Below are 16966 nucleotides of genomic sequence, written 5' to 3'. Positions count from 1 at the left end.
TCTCTTTCAAGACGAAATCCATTACTGGTTAGGCCATGTAGGGCTGATTAGCACAAGGAGCCTGTAGTGGCATGCATAACGGTGATATGGCAAAGGGGACGAGAGTATTGTAGGTTGTTCAGCTTATATGGGGTGAATGCGCAGAGTAGATGATCACCGGTGGAGCAAATAGTATGCTGTTGCTTAAATGATCCAAAACGGTCCAATACCATCTTGCTGCAGCCGACTGGTATGTTGGTATTTTTGTTGGTATCGATTGAGTTGGAAATAGATATGTTTCATTATTCATGCGGGTTTCAGCTGTTGATGTGAATGACCCTCTGCGCCAGAATTCAAAAGCCCTCGCACAGCAATGTGTGGGGGCTTTTTTCTTGGCTGCGTTTTACAGAGTCGGTGAAATTAATAATTCATGTTTAGTCAGGCTCTGCGTCGTCGTTGCAAAAAAGGTCGCTGACTGGGAACCGCGCAAGATCAGCGCAGGCCTTGAGAGTCTTGCCTTTGTTTCTCTCGCCATTTTGAGGGAGGAAGTGTTTCGTGTTGCCGCCAGGCGGCGCGAAATGATTGCAGGCTGGCAAAACCACAATGCTCGGCAATTCGCTCAATAGACCAGTCGGTATCCATGAATAATTGACGCGATCTGTCCAGCCGCATGGTTTGTTGGTACTGCTTCAGACTGATACCGCATTCTTTCATGAACAGGCGGCTCAGATGCCTGTAGCTGACTGAAAATTGTGCTGATAAGGATTCGTTGAGCGGGGTTTGAACCGTCTGTTGTGCCAACCAGTCTTGCACTTCATGAATCAAGGGATGTTGGTGATTGCGATAACTCAGATGGACGGTTAACTGCGGGTCTGCTTCCAGACGACGAAACTGAATCAGATTTTCGCGCGCGATACGTGCGCTGATTGCGCTGCCGAAATACTGGGTGATCAGGTGCAATGCCAGATCTATTCCTGCAGAAACGCCAGCTGAGGTATAGATAGGACCATCCTGCACAAGGATGCGTTTGCTGATAACCCGTGCTTGTGGTGCAAGTTGTTGCAGGGTTTTGAGGTGATTGTGATGTGTCGTGCAGAGGCGACCATCCAGCAGTCCTGCTTGTGCCAGCAGCACAGCGCCTGTGCAAACGCTGGCGATCACTATTCCCGACGGTAGCTTGCCCCCGATATCACGTAGCCATTGCGTCACTTGTTGCTGTGCCGGCGTTGCGGGGAGTTCGGCCTGGATTTTGCTTCCTACTACGACAACGACATCTCCTGCAGTCAGACGCTTGGGGAGGGGGGCAATCGCGCTTAGAAAAATCCCCTGGTAGCTTTTTATGTGGGACTCCGGCCCGACACACTGGATCTTGATGTCGGCTATATCCAGTTCTGTTAGAGAAGCAAAAATCTGCATAGGCCCTCCCAGATCCAGGATGTGCATCTGGGGAAGGACGACAAAGAAAATCCGTTTCATGTGTTATTCGGATGAGTCATTGATTTGATTTAGCGATGTTATCGCTTTTTATTCCTTTTTCTTAATGGTGTTTTCTTTTCTATTTATGTCCTGAAACGGTCTGGAGCTTGGAGGGGCGAGAACTTACGATAAACAAGAAATTTTTACATCGAAAGGACTTGTCCTCGTGGCGGAAGAATCAAGAGTTATTGAGCTTCATTGGAATCCCGCTTTTACGGGAGCAACGGGGGCCGGGGTGCTGGAGCTTATCAATATGACGGTCGCTGATAAGGGCACGCTGGGGTTTGCCTCTGAGCTGTCGGGAGAGCAGGCGCGTCTGTTCCTGGACGCCCTGAACCGCAAAGTGGCAGACGGCGATACGCAAGCCTTGTATGCCAGCTATGCCGGTCAACCCGCTTTCTTTGTGATGATGAATTTGAGTGGCATGCCCAATTGCCGACACAGTGCTGAACTCGCCAAGGCGGTCGTGGCGCCGGGGTTTCGTGGACAAGGTTTACCGAAACAGGCGCTGGAGGCCGTGGACCATACCTGCACCTTGTTCTGGAACATGTATGACAACTTGCATCGAGAGTACTGCCAGCCAAGCCCCGTTCGTCTGAGTTGATTCGCTGCGCCATTGAAAATCTGAGGTGGATGTTGCTTCATGCAAAACAAGAATGTTGTCCGCTCTCTGGTCGGGCTGGGATTTCTGGCCATGTTTCTCTCGAGCGCGTTCAAAGGGGTTTTCCAGGTTTATTTCAATGACCTGGCTCTGTCTTTTGAGCGCGGCCGATCAGATTTCGGTTTTGTGGGCGGGGTGTTCCTTTTGGTATCCGGGCTGGCATCGCCGATGGTCGGTGCCTTGTCGGATCGCTTTGGGCCCATCTGGACCGTCTTGATCGGCAGTGTGCTTGGAGGGGGAGCATTCCTTTTGCTTGGCCTTCTACCTCATCAGTACTGGCTTTTTGTCATTTTGTATGGACTTTTGGCGGCGTTTTCTCTGGCGGCGATGACGTTTGTGCCCATGGGCATATTGGTTGACCGGTTGTTCGACCAGAAAAATAAAAGCTTCGCTTATGCCTTGATCACTAATGGCACGGCAATTGGATTCATTGTCCTTTCCCCATTCTGGTTGTGGTTGCAAGCCCATTTCGAATGGCAGCAGGTCTTTTTTGTTGTTGGTCTGCTGTTCCTGGGGCCTTTGGCCTTGCTGTTCTGGCTGGGGGCACGAGTGCCTTTGCCTGCGAAAGAGTCTGTCGGACATATTCAGGAGAAACGCGTTGGCACTTGGCCTGTCGTGTTGCGCGATCCTGGCTTTTACGTGCTTGCCTTTGGTTTCTTCGGCTGTGGGGCGTCGATGGCGTTCATTGACGTTCATCTGGTGCCTTTATGGCGCGATGCCGGGGTCAGCCGCGCAAGCATGGGGATGAGTTTGAGCCTGTTTGGCGTGCTGGAAATGATTAGCGGTTTAGTGGCTGGCTGGTTGGCGCTGCGCTTCTCCCAGCATCGGCTGCTGGCGGCATTCTACGTACTACGCTGTCTGGCTATGAGCTTGTTATTGGCTCCCTCCGGGATAGTGACGACCTATGTATTTGCGGCTGTATTTGGGGCCAGTTATCTCGGAACAGTCATATTGACCTCAGCGATCTGTCTGGATCGCTATGGAGGCGCCGTCAAGGGACAGGTATTTGGCATGCTTTTTCTGGTTCATCAGATCGGCGCTTTTGGGTCTGCTCAATTAGGTGCTTACGGCTATGACCGTTTGGGTAGCTATCAGGCCACAGTCATGGTCCTGGCCATGCTGACCGCGATTGCCGGTATTTCTTCACTCTTTCTGTCGTCTGTTGCGTTTCGACGGACTCAATCTGAATTCAACTGAGATCTCTATGATGTTCAATGACCAAGGTGCTACTCAAATGCTCAGGATTGGACAGGGTATCGATGTCTCTGACAGCTTTTGCGAACCGCTTGCACTGACCTCTGCCTATTGCTTCAGTTCAGCCAGTGAGGCAGCCGCTCGTTTTGGCGGGACGGAGCCGGGCAATGTCTATAGTCGATTTACCAATCCAACAGTCAAGACTTTCGAGCAGCGGGTTGCTTTCCTGGAGGAGGCTGAAGCGGCGGTAGCGTTTGCATCCGGCATGGCCGCATTGTCAGCGGTGGTGATGGCGTTTGCCGCGAGTGGTCGCAATATCGTGTGCGCACGTGATGTGTTTGGCACGACTCTGACGATGTTGCGTCAGCATTTTTCCCCTTATGGAGTGGAGGTGCGCGTCGTTGGCATGTTGGATTACGACGCTTGGGAAAAGGCGATCGATAGTGCTACATGCTTGGTTATTGTTGAAACTCCAGCAAATCCGATGCAGCAGGTTGCCGATATTGCCCGGCTGTCGCGCATGGCCCATGCCCATGGGGCATTGCTCCTGGTAGACAGCACCATGCTGACCCCAGTTTTGCAGCGACCATTGAGGCACGGCGCGGATCTGGTATTGCACTCTGCCGGTAAATATATGGATGGCCAAGGGCGGTGCATAGCCGGTGTAGTCGGTGGGGCCGAGGCATTGATGCAGCCACTGCGGGCGGTGTTGCGTTCGCAAGGAGCCTGCCTGAGCCCTATGAATGCCTGGTTACTGCTCAAGAGTCTTGAGACGCTTGAGTTACGTATGCAGCGCATCAGTGCCAGCGCACTGTCGATAGCGCGTTGGCTGGATAAGCATCCGAATGTCGGTTCGGTGTTTTACTCGGGCCTGGAGTCGCATCCCTGCCATGAAATCGCTTGCGCGCAGCAGGCCGGCTTTGGAGGGGTGGTCAGCTTTGAAGTGGGCACGAGCCAAAAAGAGGCTTGGGCTTTCATGGATGCTTTGCAGCTGATTTCAATTGCCACCAATATTGGAGATACACGCAGCATGGTCACGCACCCGGCATCAACGACACATGGACGCTGGTCGCCGGAGGATCGCATGCACTGCGGGATTGGGGACAATCTCGTGCGCTTGTCTGTGGGCTTGGAGTCACTTGCCGACTTGCAGCAGGATATTGATCTGGCACTCCAGATTGCCCTTGCTCAGAAGGATCAGAGTGTGTGGGGCTACTCCTTGCTTGAGACGCTGGAATGAGGGGGACAGATGTTTTTGACGTTGTTGTTTTCTGTCGTACTGACTTTCCATGCGCTGGTGCTGTCAGATAGCGGGCGACGCTCCAAGCAATGGTTTCGGTATCTTGTTATCAGCTTGATGGCTCTGTTGCTGAGCTTGCCGATTGATTTTGCCACCCTGAGCGACCGCCGGATTGACGGCCTCGCCTTTGGTGGCTTATGCGGTTGATGGCTGAGGGGGCCTGGTACCGGATAAGCCCATTGGTTTCAGCTTGTCCGGTACCAATTCCACTGGGACATCAGACCAGGCAGGATTAAGGCAGCAGGCTCAGGCGGTCGACTTCAAATTCAGTTTTGCGCAGGCCTTTGTCGAACTCGCCCGTCAGCTCCACTTTCTGTTCGGCGCTGATGGTTTGACCAGCCGGAAAGTCCTTGTTGTCGATCTCTACCGTGATACGGCCGGTGGCATCTTCAAAAATATAGCGCTCATCACCTTCAAACGACACCAGACGGCCTTGCAAACGCGCGATTTGATCGTCGCGGCCGGTTTCCAGGAGCTGCTTGACGGTCATGAGCGGCACATTGTTAGGGCCAGAGTAGGAGCCGGCAGCCGTGGCGGCTTGAGGTGCATTGCTTGGGCCTGTGTAGTTGGCTGGTTGCGCGAGGGCAGCGGTGGCGCTCAGAGCAAGTACGGCGGCAAGAGTGGGTAAAGTGAATCGCATGATTGGGTTTCCTGTATCGGGTTATCGGGTCAATGTTCCGCCGATTGCGGAATAGTTTTATTAGACCCCCCGAACCTGAAGGCAATCTTAAGATACTTAATTAGGTGGGAAATCCAGCACGACACTCAGACCCTGGCCGTCCAGCCCTTCTTCAAAGGACAGCGTGGCCTCGTGCAAGGCCGCGATGCGGGCCACGATGGACAAACCCAGTCCGTTGCCTGTTTGGCCGGTTCCCAATACGCGAAAGAAGCGTTCTCCCAGTCTGGGCCGTTGTTCGGGGGGGACGCCAGGCCCATTGTCTCGGACCGCAAGGCGTACACCGCCATCGTGTCTGCGTGTTGTTTCGACCCGTACTCGGATGCCTGCGCCGCCGTAGCGAATGGCATTGCCAATCAGGTTACGTAAAGCGCTGTTTAACAGCACTGGCGCCGCCTGTATGCTTGTGACGGCCAGGGCTCTTTCCATGTTGATGGATGCCGAAGGCAGTGATGGAACCAGACTGTCCAGGACCTGATTCAGGTCTACGGTTTCACGCTTCAAGGGTTCGGCCTGCGGCTCCAGTCGCGTCAGGGCGAGCAGGCTTTCTACCAGGGCGGTACAACGGTCCAGGTCTGCGCGTAATTGCTGCAGATGGGCGTCAGGCAGTTGCAGCTCGCGCTCAATTAGTTGAACGCGCATGCGCAGCCCGGCCAAGGGCGTACGCAGTTCGTGTGCGGCATCGGACGTAAAGCGCCGTTCACTTTCCAGTGCGGAAGACAAGCGTGCCATGAGCGCATTCAATGCATCCAGCATGGGTTGCAGCTCGCGTGGGGGATTTCCGCCTTCTACAGGAGTGAGGTCATCAGACGATTTGGAATTGATGCGTTTAGCCGTGTCCTCCAAAGGACGCATCAGGCGTCGGATCAGGAACCAGCTGGACAGACCCAGCAGCGCCAGTAGCCCCACTGCGGGCCACACCAGGTTCTCGGCCATGTCTTCAAGCAGCTCCAGGCGTTCTTCCATAGGCTGGCCAACCTGGGCTGTGACCCCTCCGGCTCCGGGGCGCACGTAAACCCGCCAGAGTTCGTCATCAACCCAGACAGTGGTGATTTGCTTGCGTTTCGCCTGGGGGATAAAAGCCGTTTTGGGAGTGTCGTCGCCGCGTAGCAGTACCCGGCCATCTGCGGCCACGAGCTGGTAATACATGCGCAGCTTGAGAGCCGCGTCACGGTTCAGTCGTGTGTCTGTTGTATTGGCAGAAGCCTGCGCCTCTTGCGGGTCCAGCATCAGTACCAGACGTGCCCCTTCTTCAAGGGCATCATCAAGCACATCGCCGGTTGCGTGCCAGGCCACTCCGACTACGATGGCCAGGCTGACCAGCCACAGCCCAATACTGGTGCCCATGACGGTAAGCAGCAGACGACGTCGTAAGGACCAGCCTTTCGGGCGTGACACCGGGGACTTGGCGGTAAAGCGGATACGCGTTAGTTTCTGGAGCAGGTTTTTCATGCGGGTGCCAGAACGTAGCCTTGATTACGTACGGTGACGATGAAGTCACTGCCCAATTTCTTGCGCAGATTGTAGATGTGTACTTCGATAGCGTTGCTTTCCACTTCTTCGCTCCAGCCATAAAGGGCTTCTTCAAGCTGGGCACGACTCAGAATATGGGTGGGATGATGCATCAAGGCTTGCAGAACAGCGAATTCGCGTGCCGTTACGGCCACAGGCTTGTCGTTCAAGGTGACGCGCTTGGCTGTCGGGTCAATGGCGACGGGACCGTGACGCCATTGGGGAGAGGCTTGGGCGGCACTGCGGCGCAAGGCCGCACGTACTCGCGCGGACAGCTCTTCAAGATCAAATGGTTTGACCAGATAGTCGTCCGCGCCCAGATCCAGGCCCAGTACCCGGTCAGCCAAGGTATCGCGCGCAGTGATCACAATGACGGGCACCTGTGCGTGAGATCCATTGGCCCCTCGCAGACTGCGTAAGACCGCGTCGCCATCCAGACCAGGCAAGCCCCGATCCAGCAAGATGCATTGATAGGTGTGAGTGGCCAAGGCCGTGGCCACTTGGTCGCCACGTTGCAACCAGTCCACAGCGTAGCCGTCCAGATGCAGCCAGGACTGCAAGGAACTGCCCAGCGAAGGATCATCTTCGATTAAGAGAATACGCATGTGCAAAGCCTGGCAGGGAAAGATGAAGGGAAACTGATGTTGCTGCGGGGTATGAGGTAAAGCAGGGGCAAGCCCCTACCTTGTTTGTATAGCGACTGTGTGTTTTTGAAAAGCGCAGCGAGGTGTTTTCCGTTCTGTTTGGCGCGCTAGATGCTGCGCTGTTGTACCCGTGCAGACAGCTCCTGCGCCGTCTCCTTGCGCTCGCTATATCGATCCACCAGATACTGCGCACAGTCACGCGTCAGCAAGGTGAACTTCATCAGTTCCTCCATCACATCCACCACGCGCTCGTAGTAGGACGAAGGTTTCATGCGGCCTTCTTCGTCAAATTCCAGAAAGGCTTTGGCAACCGAAGACTGGTTGGGGATAGTGATCAGGCGCATCCAGCGGCCCAGAACCCGCATCTGGTTCAAGGCGTTAAAGGATTGCGAGCCGCCTGACACTTGCATCACGGCCAGTGTTTTGCCTTGTGTTGGGCGTACAGCACCGATGCTTAACGGTATCCAGTCAATTTGTGCTTTCAGAACGCTGCTCATGGCACCGTGGCGCTCGGGCGATGTCCAGACCATGCCTTCGGCCCACTGCACGAGTTGGCGCAACTCCTGCACTTTCGGGTGGTCTTCTGCTGCACCGTCGGGCAAGGGCAGGCTTTGCGGGTCGAAAATTCTGGTTTCTGCACCCATTGCTTCCAGCAGCCGTGCTGCTTCTTGTGTCAGAAAGCGGCTGTAGGAGCGTTCTCTCAGGGAACCATATAAAAGCAGAATTCGAGGTGGGTGTGTGGCGCGTGCTTGAGGCAGCAGTTCTGCCATATCTGGAGTGTTAAATGCGTGCTCGTCCAGATTGGGTAAATCAGGCTTGCTCAATTCTTTGTCCTTTTTCATCAATAACGGTTTGGCCGTCTTCTTTCCGGAAGGCACCTTGTTGTGCTTGGGGAAGTATCTCCAGCACCTGTTCCGAGGGACGACACAAGCGCGTTCCCAATGGGGTGACAACAATAGGGCGGTTGATCAGAATCGGGTGTTGCAACATGAAATCAATCAGCTGTTCATCGCTCCATTTCGGGTCGCCGAGCCGGAGTTCTTCATAGGGCGTACCTTTTTGTCGCAGGACTTCACGCACGCTCAGGCCACAGTTTGCGATCAACTTAGTCAGCGTGCTGCGGTCCGGCGGTGTTTGCAGATACTCGATGATGGTGGGTTCTTGCCCGCTATTGCGGATCAGGCCCAAGGTGTTGCGCGAAGTGCCGCAGGCGGGGTTGTGATAGATGATGATGTCTGTCATGGCGCGATCTTGATATCAGGGTTTAGTGGGCGATACCCAGTCGCAGCGCCAAGGCTGCCAGGGTGATCAGCAAGACGGGTGTGGTCAGGATGGCTCCTACTTTGAAGTAGTAGCCCCAGCTGATTTTTGTGCCTTTCTGGGCCAGGACATGCAGCCACAGCAAGGTGGCCAGACTGCCTATAGGTGTGAATTTCGGGCCCAGATCGCTGCCAATGACGTTGGCGTAAATCATGGCTTCCTTGACGACGCCCTCGGCGCTGGAAGCGTCAATGGACAGGGCTGTGACAAGGACCGTGGGCATATTGTTCATCACCGAGGACAGCAGCGCAGACAGGACGCCGGTACCCATGGCCGCCGCCCACACGCCAGCTTGGGCGAACTGATCCAGCAATAAACCCAGGTAATCGGTTAGCCCGGCATTGCGCAGGCCGTAAACCACCAGATACATGCCCAGCGAGAACACGACGATTTGCCAGGGGGCGCCACGCAGCACTTTTCGTGTGCTGATGACTGTGCCACGGGCGGCAACCGCCAGCAAAATGATGGCGCCTGCTGCGGCAACCGCACTGACAGGGACACCCAGGGGTTCCAGTGCAAAAAAGCCTGTCAGCAATAACGCCAGCACCATCCAGCCAGCCTTGAAACTGGCCATGTCCTTGATAGCTTCAGCAGGCGCTCTTAATTGTTCAAGGCGATAGTGGGCGGGAATGTCGCGACGGAAGTACAGCATCAGAACGACCAGGCTGGCCAGTGCAGACACGATGTTGACGGGTGCCATGATGGCGGCGTAGTCCGTGAAGCCCAGTTTGAAGTAGTCGGCAGAGACGATGTTCACCAAATTGGAGACGACCAGCGGCAAGCTGGCTGTGTCCGCAATAAAACCGGCTGCCATGACAAAAGCCAGAGTTGCTGCCGGTGAAAAGCCCAAGGCCAGCAACATGGCCATGACAATCGGCGTCAGAATCAATGCGGCCCCGTCATTGGCAAACAGGGCAGAGACTGCTGCGCCCAGAATCACGATAAAGGCAAAGAGCTTGCGCCCGTTGCCGGCTCCCCAACGGGCGACATGCAGGGCGGCCCATTCAAAAAAACCTGCCTCGTCCAATATCAGGCTGATGATGATAATGGCGACAAATGTGGCGGTGGCGTTCCAGACGATATTCCAGACCAGGGCCAGGTCAGTCCATTGCACGACGCCAGACAGCAAGGCAGCAACTGCGCCTAAAGAGGCACTCCAACCAATGCCCAAACCTTTGGGCTGCCAGATCACCAAGGTTAAGGTAGCGATGAAAATGAGTACAGCAAGAAGCATGACGGAGTGCTCTGATCAGGGGGATAGCCAGCAAGGCAGTGAAGTTTCGAGTGGTTTTTGCAGGACGTGGATATCAAGTGTCCGGCGCTCTAGCAGTTCTGACACAGGTCTTGCGTTGGGAGGCAGGTTTGACCCTGACAGCAATTCTCGGTCAGATAAGTAAGCAGATCGTTCATGGCGGGAAAGGTGGCGCTGTAGAGCAGATTGCGACCTTGCCGCTCGGCGTGGATCAGCCCGGCGTTGCTAAGCTCCTTTAAATGAAAGGACAGGGCGTTGGGGGCAATGCCTAGCTGCTCAGCCAGAGAGCCGGGTGTCAGTCCGGTGGGCCCGGCAACAACGAGTGCGCGGAAAACCCGTAGGCGGGCTTCGTGGGCCAAAGCGGCCAGGGAGCGGATAACTTGAGATTCTTCCATGGGGTAATAATACAACAATTCAAGAATTGTTGAATAAATTATTGATTTCCAAGCGCAGTACTTTTGCAGACTGCTTATCTATTTGAAAGACAAAGTCACGATGATGTTCTGGTATAGCGCGTATGGCCCATTTTTCTGTTTGCCGCCAGCGCAAGGCTTAAGCCGCCAACTGCTCACTTAACCAGTCGGCAAATACTTCCGCACGCGGGTTTTGATCCAGAGCCTGGGGAGAGAGCAGGTAGTACGCCGAGCCGTCCGCAATGAATCCTTGCGGGGCAATGAGCTGACCGCTTTGCAGTTCATCTTGCACCATCAGATGCGACACAATACTCATGCCTTGTCCGGACAAGGCGGCCTGGATACATAAATAAAAATGCTCTAGTTCCAGCTTGTTGGCAGAGCGTATGACTTGGCCGCTAAGTCGCGCCCAGGTGGCCCAAGCTTGCGGACGGGAGCTGCTTTGTATCAGCACCTGTTTGGCCGTGTCCTGGGTGTGGGGATAGTGGGGCTGGCAGACCGGCCCTATCATTTCTTCGCACAACTTCAGGCCGCAGACCGAGTCTGCCCAATGAAAGTCGTCACGGCGTATGGCCAGATCCACTCCCATTTGAGCAAAGTTCACTGGTCCCCCGGCTGTAATCAGATGCACGGTGATATTGGGGTGCAGAGTGTGGAAATCCCCCAGTCGGGGTATCAACCATTTCATTGCAATGGTTGGCTCGCAGGAAACGACCAGCGCATGTTCACGCTGGGTCTGCTGCAACTGATACACCACGTCTTCCAAGCGCTCGAACATGGGCGCGGTCACATGCAAAAGCTGGCGGCCTGCCTGTGTCAGAAATACAGCTCGATTGCGCCGTTCAAACAGTTCTACCCCCAAAGATTCTTCCAGCGCCCGAATCTGGCGACTGACCGCGCCGTGAGTGACATGCAGCAGCTGGGCTGCCTGCACAAAGCTGCCTGCCTTGGCGGCCGTGTCGAAGTAGCGGAAGGCCGTGAGATTGGGGATTTGCATGGTCGATGAAAACTCACAGAAATAGCGCAGGAATTATCGTTTTTAAATTAGCACAGGATTATCAATAATGAAATCCTGAGAGCGAATATTAAAACAAGAAAACGATAGAAGTTTGGGAGGGTTTTTCTTGGGTTTTGAAAATCTGGATTGGTCCCGTTGAGAATCGCAAAAACTATATAAATTGGATGAATACATAGCTCACCAGGAAGGGTTTTCACATTCCAACTGGAGCGGTCTTTGCAGACTGGTAGATCGTTCGCGAAGGAACGATCTCATTCCTAGAGTGTAGGACTGGCTCTGCGGTTTGGCTGCCTTTGACCTAGCTTGTCACACCGATTTCATCAAACTTAGGCTTGTTAAAAATGCATGAACTGTTGGCCGTTGCCACTATCACTATCCTGGCCGTGATCAGCCCAGGCCCCGACTTTGCCATGGTCACTCGTAATGGCTATTCCTTTGGCCGCAAGATTGGCCTGATTTCGGCTCTGGGTATTGCTGCCGGGGTGCAGGTGCACGTGGTCTACACGGTGCTGGGCGTTGCGATTCTGATTACTCAGTCTCCCACCTTGTTTCTGGTGATGAAAGTGGTGGGGGCAGCGTACTTGATGTACCTGGGCTATCAGTCTTTCCGTAATCGCACTGTTTTGAATACGGACGGCGAGGCAGGAAATATGCCCAGCGCCTGGCAAGCTTTTGGCATGGGGTTTTTGACCAATGCCTTGAATCCCAAAACCATGTTGTTTGTGGTGGCCACCTTTACGCAGCTGGTGCAGCCGGATGCATCGTTCTGGCTGAATTTCGCTTATGGATTTTTCATGTCTTTTGCCCATTGGGTCTGGTTCAGCATTGTGGCGCTGGTGTTCTCAAACAAGCGCTTGCGGGCAGCCATGCTGGCCCGGCAAAGATTGCTGGACAGGGTGATAGGCGTGGCCTTGTTCAGCTTGGGCGCTTCGCTGCTATTTGCCAACTCGGTGTCTTAGGGCGGCCATGCGGGAGCAGGTGCTGTGCACAGGCGATTTGTACTGCCTGATTATTGAAGTGATTAATAAATTGGTTTGAATTAAATTCAGAATTTAATTGAGTATTTTATTTTTAATTTGATTTTGAATTATATTTGTATGGCTATTAATAATAAAAATATAAAATTATGGAAAAAAATATGAATTAAATTCTTTAAAAGAATATCTGTTATCTTCTGTCATTTATTGACGGCGCTCTGGGTATGGTTGTTACGTTGCCGTTTCAGGTTTCGCACACTACTTGTAGAGAGGGAGACAAGAATGACTTGCCATCATATAAACGCAAAAGCGCTGGCTGCGTCTGGCCTGGCTTTATTCGCAGCGGTTCAGAGCGGTGTTATGGCTCAAAGCCCGGAGCCCCGGCTGGATACCAGCCAGCTGTATGCAGACGTGCATTTCCACGCTTCCAATTACGCCATGCAAGGTATTTCCTTAAAGGAATATGCAGAGCGCTATATGAGCGCCAATCGCCAGCAAATTGTGCGCTCCACCATCATGCCGATTCCTTTGCAGCAACGCTGGGATGGGTTTGAACAGTACCAGGCACAGTCTGGCAATCAGATGTATGGCCCGAACTACTACATAGGCCCCAAAGCAGACTTGTATTACTACTCTTTTGTGGATGCCATGTTTGCGCGCGAGTACGAGCGCTTGCCGCCCCAGTATCAGGAAAAGCTGGATGTCATGATTACGGCCTTCAATCCCATGGACGTATATGCCTCGCAACATATCAAGCGTGCGGTGCTCAGTTTTCCAGGCGTGTTTGCCGGGGTGGGAGAGTTCACCATTCACAAGGAGCTGGTGTCCAGCAAGCTGGCTGGTGAAACGGTAGAACAAACCAAGGCCCCCTCTGTGCCGCTACCGCCTGATGCGGGCGATGGCAGCAAGGTATCGCTGTATTCCGAGTCGCTGGAGTATTTGTTCAAGACCATTGAAGAGATTGGTCTGGTCGCGATCTTGCACAATGATATGTACCGGGTAGAGGTCAATTACCAGGGTGAGCTGGAGCATTCCTATCCCGATCAGGACTATGTGGACGGCTTGAAGCACGTGTGTGGACATGCGCCCAAAGCCAAGGTGGTGTGGGCGCATACGGGCCTGGGGCGTTTTGTGAAACCCACCAGCGACCACATTACGCGCGTGAAAGAAGTGCTGGATGCCTGCCCCAGCTGGTCTACCGATATTTCCTGGGATCTGGTGCAGGACTATATGTTGAATCCCGAGCCGGGCATGCCCAGTCGCCAGGATTGGCTGAATTTCTTCAATGAATACCAGAACCGGATTCTGTGGGGTTCAGATGTGGTGATCTTTACGCGTAATCGCTTTGAGTCGGCCCCTCCCACTTCAGTGACACCGGGCGGTTTGATGGAACCGGCTCAGTACCATGCGGACTTGTCCAAGATGAGGGAGTTTCTGGACGAGTTGCCAGTGGCCATAGGCAACAAGATTCGCTATGAAAACTATCTGGGTCTGTTCAATCGTGCCAAGTTCTCTGTGCGGGCCTGGGAGCGCGAGAATGCGGATCTCAATATCTGGGATATTCCTACGCCTGTGCATCCTTGAAGGGGGCATGCTGTTGATATGGGCCAGCCATAGATACTGGCCTTGATTCTGGCCCTGACAAAGCCAATGGCAAAGGCAAAAAACAGCCCCCCGACAGTTGGATAACTGTCGGGGGGCTGTTTGCGATTGCGCGTCAAGAAAGCCGAGCCTGGCTTCTTGATTCTGCTTTCAGGCATCTGGCTGGATGCAGCCTGGTTAACCGGCCTTGTTCTGCGCAGCCAGCTTGTCCAGATCCTCCTGAATCAGCTTGCGAATAGCGGTTTTCAAGAGCTTGCCGGTTGCTGTGTGGGGCAGTTCATCGACCACGATCAGTTCGTCAGGAATACTCCATTTGGAGACTTGTTCTGTAAACAGATCAATCATGTCCTGCTTGGTGAAGGTGGCGTCGTCCTGTAGCTGCACCACCAGAACCGGACGTTCGCCCCAGCGCTCGTCGGGCTTGGCTACGACAGCCGCTTCCTTGATCGCCGGGTGAGCCTGGGCAATGTTTTCCAGCTCGATGGAGCTGATCCATTCGCCACCGGATTTCACCACATCCTTGGTTCGGTCCACGATCTGGATAAAGCCATCCTGATCAATGGTCACCACGTCGCCCGTATTGAACCAGCCATCTTCTGTATGGGCAGAGGTGTCATTGCTATTGAAGTAAGAAGCCGCAATCCAGGGGCCGCGCACCATCATGGCACCAAACATCTTGCCGTCGCGGGCAATGGGTTGACCATCGTCGCCATCTACCCGGAACTCGACCCCGAAGAGCGGACGACCTTGCTTGGCCAGCAGCTTGAGTTTCTCGTTCTCCGGCAAGGACTCGTGCTTGGGCAGCAGGGCAGCCGCCAGACCGACCGGGCTGGTTTCCGTCATGCCCCAGGCGTGGCGTACCTTGACACCCAGCTTCTGGAAGCGGGTAATCATGACTGGAGGCGCAGACGAGCCGCCAATCACCAGACGTTGCAGGCTGCTGAAGGTTTTGCCATTGGCTTGCATCCAGTCGAGCAGGCCTAGCCAGACGGTAGGCACACCGGCTGTCATGGTGACCCCTTCGTTTTCAAACAGGGTATGCAGGCTGGCGCCGTCCAGTTTCGGGCCGGGCAAGACCAGTTTGGCGCCCACCATCAAGGCCGCATAGGGCAGGCCCCAGGCATTGACGTGGAACATGGGCACGATGGGGGTGATGGTGTCGGAAGCAGACAGACACAGGGCATCGGGCATGATCAAGGCAAAGGCATGCAAGATCGTGGAGCGATGGCTGTAGAGCACGCCTTTGGGCTTGCCCGTGGTGCCGGAGGTGTAGCACAGGCCGCAGGCCGTGTTCTCATCAAACACCGGCCAGTCGAAATGATCGGATTCAGACGCAATCAGGGTTTCATAGCACTGCAGATTGGGCAGCAGGTCCGACTTGGGCATGTGCGCTTCGTCCGTCATGATGACCACGGCTTTCAGCTTGGACAGCCGATCGGCCAAGGCCTCCAGAATCGGCATGAAGTTCAGGTCGGCAAACAGCACGCTATCGTCTGCGTGTTCAATGATGTAGCCAATTTGATCCTGAAACAGACGCGGGTTGATGGTGTGGCACACCAGGCCCGAGCCCGATACGCCGTAATACAGCTCCAGGTGACGATAGCCGTTCCAGGCCAGGGTGCCGACGCGGTCGCCATGTTGCAGACCCATTTTTTTCAGCGCATTGGCCAGTTGCTGGCTGCGCTTGGACAGATCTGTATAGGTGTACCGGTGAATGTGGCCTTCAACGGTTTGGGAGACGACCTCTCGGTCTGCGTGATAGTTCGCTGCGTGACGCAGTATGGATGATACTAGCAGTGGGGTATTCATCATCATGCCAAGCATGGTCTTCGTCCTCCCTGGGAGTAAATCAAACAGAACTGACGGGCCTTGAAACTGTGAGTCTACGCGCAGAAAATGGACGAAACACATCACTGACTGTCATGGCCTACGTTTGCACAGTAGCCTGAAACTCACAAATACGTCTATGTAGTCGTTTGTATTTGCTTGCGTAATGCCAAAGCTTCTGTGAAAAATTGGGCAATCATGCGGCTGTCCCGGCGCTCGGCCAGGCAATATAAATACGTGTCGGTGCGCACGGGGTCTCCCTGAATACGAACGGCTTTGAAACGATGGTCCGGAATGAATTCGGCCTCGGATACCGTACCGACGCCCAGCCCTCGGGCGACGGCTTCCCGCAAGGCCTCCCGACTACCAATTTCCATGACGGCGCGGGGCCGGATATGCTCCTTTTCCAGTGCTGCTTCCAGACAGGCCCGTGTGGTAGAGCCCGATTCCCGCTGCAATAACGGCGCATCCTGCAAGGCGGACAGAGGCACGCTGTCGTGCCGGGCCAAAGGGTGCGACAAGGGGGCGAACAGAATGACAGCATGGCTGGCGTAGTGCTCGGTGTGAAAAGCCGGGTCCTCGCAGGCTCCGGCCAGCACGGCAATATCGGTGGCATAGTCGGCCAGGTCGGCCAGCACCTCGGCCGAGTTCCCCATATGAATGGAGATATCCACCCCTGGAAACAGCTTGTGGTAGGCCTCTACCATTTCGATCACATGAAAAGGCCCCACGGCCCCAATGCGCAAGCGCCCCACGTGCAGCTTGCCACTGTCATGCAGGAGGTTGAAGGCATCTATTTCCAGAGCCCCCAGTTGCTGTGCCACGGGCAGCAGGGCCAGCCCGACCTGGGTTAGCTGAATCCCGCGCCCCCGGCGATGAAAAAGCTCGACATCGTGTTGTTGTTCCAGGCCCTGAATCTGTTTGGTAACGGTGGGTTGGGCCAGTCCCAGGGCACGAGCCCCGGCGCTGAAGCTGCCGTGGCGGGCAACAGCCAGAAAGGCACGTAGGCGTGCGGCGGACATATAGACTCCATCTATAGATAACTGATGTTTTCAATCCTAAATCGATAACATGAAGGCAATGTGACCTTCCTAAGATGTTGGCATTCCTCCTAC

Annotated in this window: 17 protein-coding genes; 6 read left to right on the top strand and 11 right to left on the bottom strand. The window is 54.5% G+C overall.

All coding sequences use genetic code 11. The annotated features are described in order from the left end of the window. Positions 1 to 471: 471 nt before the first annotated feature. Entirely contained in the window at positions 472 to 1455 is a 984-nt protein-coding gene (locus NBV64_RS15670) for a GlxA family transcriptional regulator (protein WP_250756107.1), read from the bottom strand. A gap of 253 nt (positions 1456 to 1708) precedes the next feature. Between NBV64_RS15670 and NBV64_RS15665 the strand changes: the two genes are divergently transcribed. The 4 genes from NBV64_RS15665 to NBV64_RS15650 are packed head-to-tail and all read left to right on the top strand — an operon-like array spanning position 1709 to position 4757. Further along, on the top strand, positions 1709 to 2059 hold the full coding sequence (locus NBV64_RS15665) for a hypothetical protein (protein WP_250756106.1): 351 nt from the start codon (positions 1709 to 1711) through the stop codon (positions 2057 to 2059). Positions 2060 to 2098: 39 nt separating this feature from the next. Further along, a complete protein-coding gene (locus NBV64_RS15660) occupies positions 2099 to 3313 on the top strand; it encodes an MFS transporter (RefSeq protein ID WP_250756105.1) in 1215 nt (404 codons plus the stop codon). Beyond that, positions 3246 to 4550 (top strand): aminotransferase class I/II-fold pyridoxal phosphate-dependent enzyme, encoded by a 1305-nt coding sequence (locus NBV64_RS15655; protein ID WP_250756104.1) that lies wholly within the window; start codon positions 3246 to 3248, stop codon positions 4548 to 4550. The genes NBV64_RS15660 and NBV64_RS15655 overlap by 68 nt, the downstream gene beginning before the upstream one ends. A 9-nt stretch (positions 4551 to 4559) precedes the next feature. Next, on the top strand, positions 4560 to 4757 hold the full coding sequence (locus NBV64_RS15650; RefSeq protein ID WP_203145455.1) for a hypothetical protein: 198 nt from the start codon (positions 4560 to 4562) through the stop codon (positions 4755 to 4757). 85 nt (positions 4758 to 4842) lie between these two features. Here NBV64_RS15650 and NBV64_RS15645 read toward each other — a convergent pair whose 3' ends face one another. The 8 genes from NBV64_RS15645 to NBV64_RS15610 form a co-directional block, all read right to left on the bottom strand. Further along, positions 4843 to 5250: a YgiW/YdeI family stress tolerance OB fold protein gene (locus NBV64_RS15645; protein WP_060186678.1), complete on the bottom strand. Its 408-nt coding sequence runs from the start codon at positions 5248 to 5250 to the stop codon at positions 4843 to 4845. 96 nt (positions 5251 to 5346) lie between these two features. Next, complete coding sequence (locus tag NBV64_RS15640; protein ID WP_250756103.1) at positions 5347 to 6738, bottom strand: ATP-binding protein; 1392 nt, start codon at positions 6736 to 6738, stop codon at positions 5347 to 5349. Continuing rightward, positions 6735 to 7403, bottom strand: a complete 669-nt coding sequence (locus tag NBV64_RS15635) for a response regulator transcription factor (RefSeq protein ID WP_250756102.1) — start codon at positions 7401 to 7403, stop codon at positions 6735 to 6737. Before NBV64_RS15635 ends, NBV64_RS15640 begins: the two co-directional genes overlap by 4 nt. 146 nt (positions 7404 to 7549) lie before the next feature. After that, positions 7550 to 8266, bottom strand: coding sequence for an arsenical resistance protein ArsH (gene arsH / locus NBV64_RS15630; protein ID WP_274984785.1), 717 nt, complete (start codon positions 8264 to 8266; stop codon positions 7550 to 7552). Beyond that, complete coding sequence (gene arsC / locus NBV64_RS15625; RefSeq protein WP_250756101.1) at positions 8253 to 8684, bottom strand: arsenate reductase (glutaredoxin); 432 nt, start codon at positions 8682 to 8684, stop codon at positions 8253 to 8255. Before arsC ends, arsH begins: the two co-directional genes overlap by 14 nt. 22 nt (positions 8685 to 8706) lie before the next feature. After that, positions 8707 to 9996, bottom strand: coding sequence for an arsenic transporter (locus NBV64_RS15620; RefSeq protein WP_250756100.1), 1290 nt, complete (start codon positions 9994 to 9996; stop codon positions 8707 to 8709). Positions 9997 to 10085: 89 nt separating this feature from the next. After that, the gene (locus NBV64_RS15615; protein ID WP_083054599.1) at positions 10086 to 10409 is read right to left on the bottom strand and encodes an ArsR/SmtB family transcription factor; all 324 of its coding nucleotides are present in this window, start codon (positions 10407 to 10409) and stop codon (positions 10086 to 10088) included. A gap of 157 nt (positions 10410 to 10566) precedes the next feature. Then, on the bottom strand, positions 10567 to 11424 hold the full coding sequence (locus tag NBV64_RS15610; RefSeq protein WP_250756099.1) for a LysR substrate-binding domain-containing protein: 858 nt from the start codon (positions 11422 to 11424) through the stop codon (positions 10567 to 10569). A gap of 362 nt (positions 11425 to 11786) precedes the next feature. Between NBV64_RS15610 and NBV64_RS15605 the strand changes: the two genes are divergently transcribed. Both NBV64_RS15605 and NBV64_RS15600 read left to right on the top strand, forming a co-directional pair. Further along, positions 11787 to 12404, top strand: coding sequence for a LysE family translocator (locus NBV64_RS15605; protein WP_009460710.1), 618 nt, complete (start codon positions 11787 to 11789; stop codon positions 12402 to 12404). Between the two features lie 378 nt (positions 12405 to 12782). Next, a complete protein-coding gene (locus NBV64_RS15600; protein WP_250756098.1) occupies positions 12783 to 14006 on the top strand; it encodes an amidohydrolase family protein in 1224 nt (407 codons plus the stop codon). 195 nt (positions 14007 to 14201) lie between these two features. Here NBV64_RS15600 and NBV64_RS15595 read toward each other — a convergent pair whose 3' ends face one another. Both NBV64_RS15595 and NBV64_RS15590 read right to left on the bottom strand, forming a co-directional pair. Next, on the bottom strand, positions 14202 to 15848 hold the full coding sequence (locus NBV64_RS15595) for a long-chain-fatty-acid--CoA ligase (RefSeq protein ID WP_250756097.1): 1647 nt from the start codon (positions 15846 to 15848) through the stop codon (positions 14202 to 14204). A 140-nt stretch (positions 15849 to 15988) separates the two neighbouring features. Then, on the bottom strand, positions 15989 to 16873 hold the full coding sequence (locus NBV64_RS15590) for a LysR substrate-binding domain-containing protein (RefSeq protein ID WP_009460716.1): 885 nt from the start codon (positions 16871 to 16873) through the stop codon (positions 15989 to 15991). Positions 16874 to 16966 lie beyond the last annotated feature (93 nt).

The sequence above is a fragment of the Alcaligenes sp. DN25 genome (genome assembly GCF_023674485.1).
Classification (GTDB): Bacteria; Pseudomonadota; Gammaproteobacteria; order Burkholderiales; family Burkholderiaceae_B; genus Alcaligenes; species Alcaligenes phenolicus.
This window is presented reverse-complemented; position numbering and strand designations above follow the sequence as displayed.

Bases quoted from the DNA above. Each gene is read 5' to 3' on its own strand.
- NBV64_RS15670 (WP_250756107.1), bottom strand. From the start codon at position 1,455: ATGAAACGGATTTTCTTTGTCGTCCTTCCCCAGATGCACATCCTGGAT.
- NBV64_RS15665 (WP_250756106.1), top strand. From the start codon at position 1,709: ATGACGGTCGCTGATAAGGGCACGCTGGGGTTTGCCTCTGAGCTGTCG.
- NBV64_RS15660 (WP_250756105.1), top strand. From the start codon at position 2,099: ATGCAAAACAAGAATGTTGTCCGCTCTCTGGTCGGGCTGGGATTTCTG.
- NBV64_RS15650 (WP_203145455.1), top strand. From the start codon at position 4,560: ATGTTTTTGACGTTGTTGTTTTCTGTCGTACTGACTTTCCATGCGCTG.
- NBV64_RS15645 (WP_060186678.1), bottom strand. From the start codon at position 5,250: ATGCGATTCACTTTACCCACTCTTGCCGCCGTACTTGCTCTGAGCGCC.
- NBV64_RS15640 (WP_250756103.1), bottom strand. From the start codon at position 6,738: ATGAAAAACCTGCTCCAGAAACTAACGCGTATCCGCTTTACCGCCAAG.
- NBV64_RS15635 (WP_250756102.1), bottom strand. From the start codon at position 7,403: ATGCGTATTCTCTTAATCGAAGATGATCCTTCGCTGGGCAGTTCCTTG.
- arsC (WP_250756101.1), bottom strand. From the start codon at position 8,684: ATGACAGACATCATCATCTATCACAACCCCGCCTGCGGCACTTCGCGC.
- NBV64_RS15620 (WP_250756100.1), bottom strand. From the start codon at position 9,996: ATGCTTCTTGCTGTACTCATTTTCATCGCTACCTTAACCTTGGTGATC.
- NBV64_RS15615 (WP_083054599.1), bottom strand. From the start codon at position 10,409: ATGGAAGAATCTCAAGTTATCCGCTCCCTGGCCGCTTTGGCCCACGAA.
- NBV64_RS15610 (WP_250756099.1), bottom strand. From the start codon at position 11,424: ATGCAAATCCCCAATCTCACGGCCTTCCGCTACTTCGACACGGCCGCC.
- NBV64_RS15605 (WP_009460710.1), top strand. From the start codon at position 11,787: ATGCATGAACTGTTGGCCGTTGCCACTATCACTATCCTGGCCGTGATC.
- NBV64_RS15600 (WP_250756098.1), top strand. From the start codon at position 12,783: ATGGCTCAAAGCCCGGAGCCCCGGCTGGATACCAGCCAGCTGTATGCA.
- NBV64_RS15595 (WP_250756097.1), bottom strand. From the start codon at position 15,848: ATGCTTGGCATGATGATGAATACCCCACTGCTAGTATCATCCATACTG.
- NBV64_RS15590 (WP_009460716.1), bottom strand. From the start codon at position 16,873: ATGTCCGCCGCACGCCTACGTGCCTTTCTGGCTGTTGCCCGCCACGGC.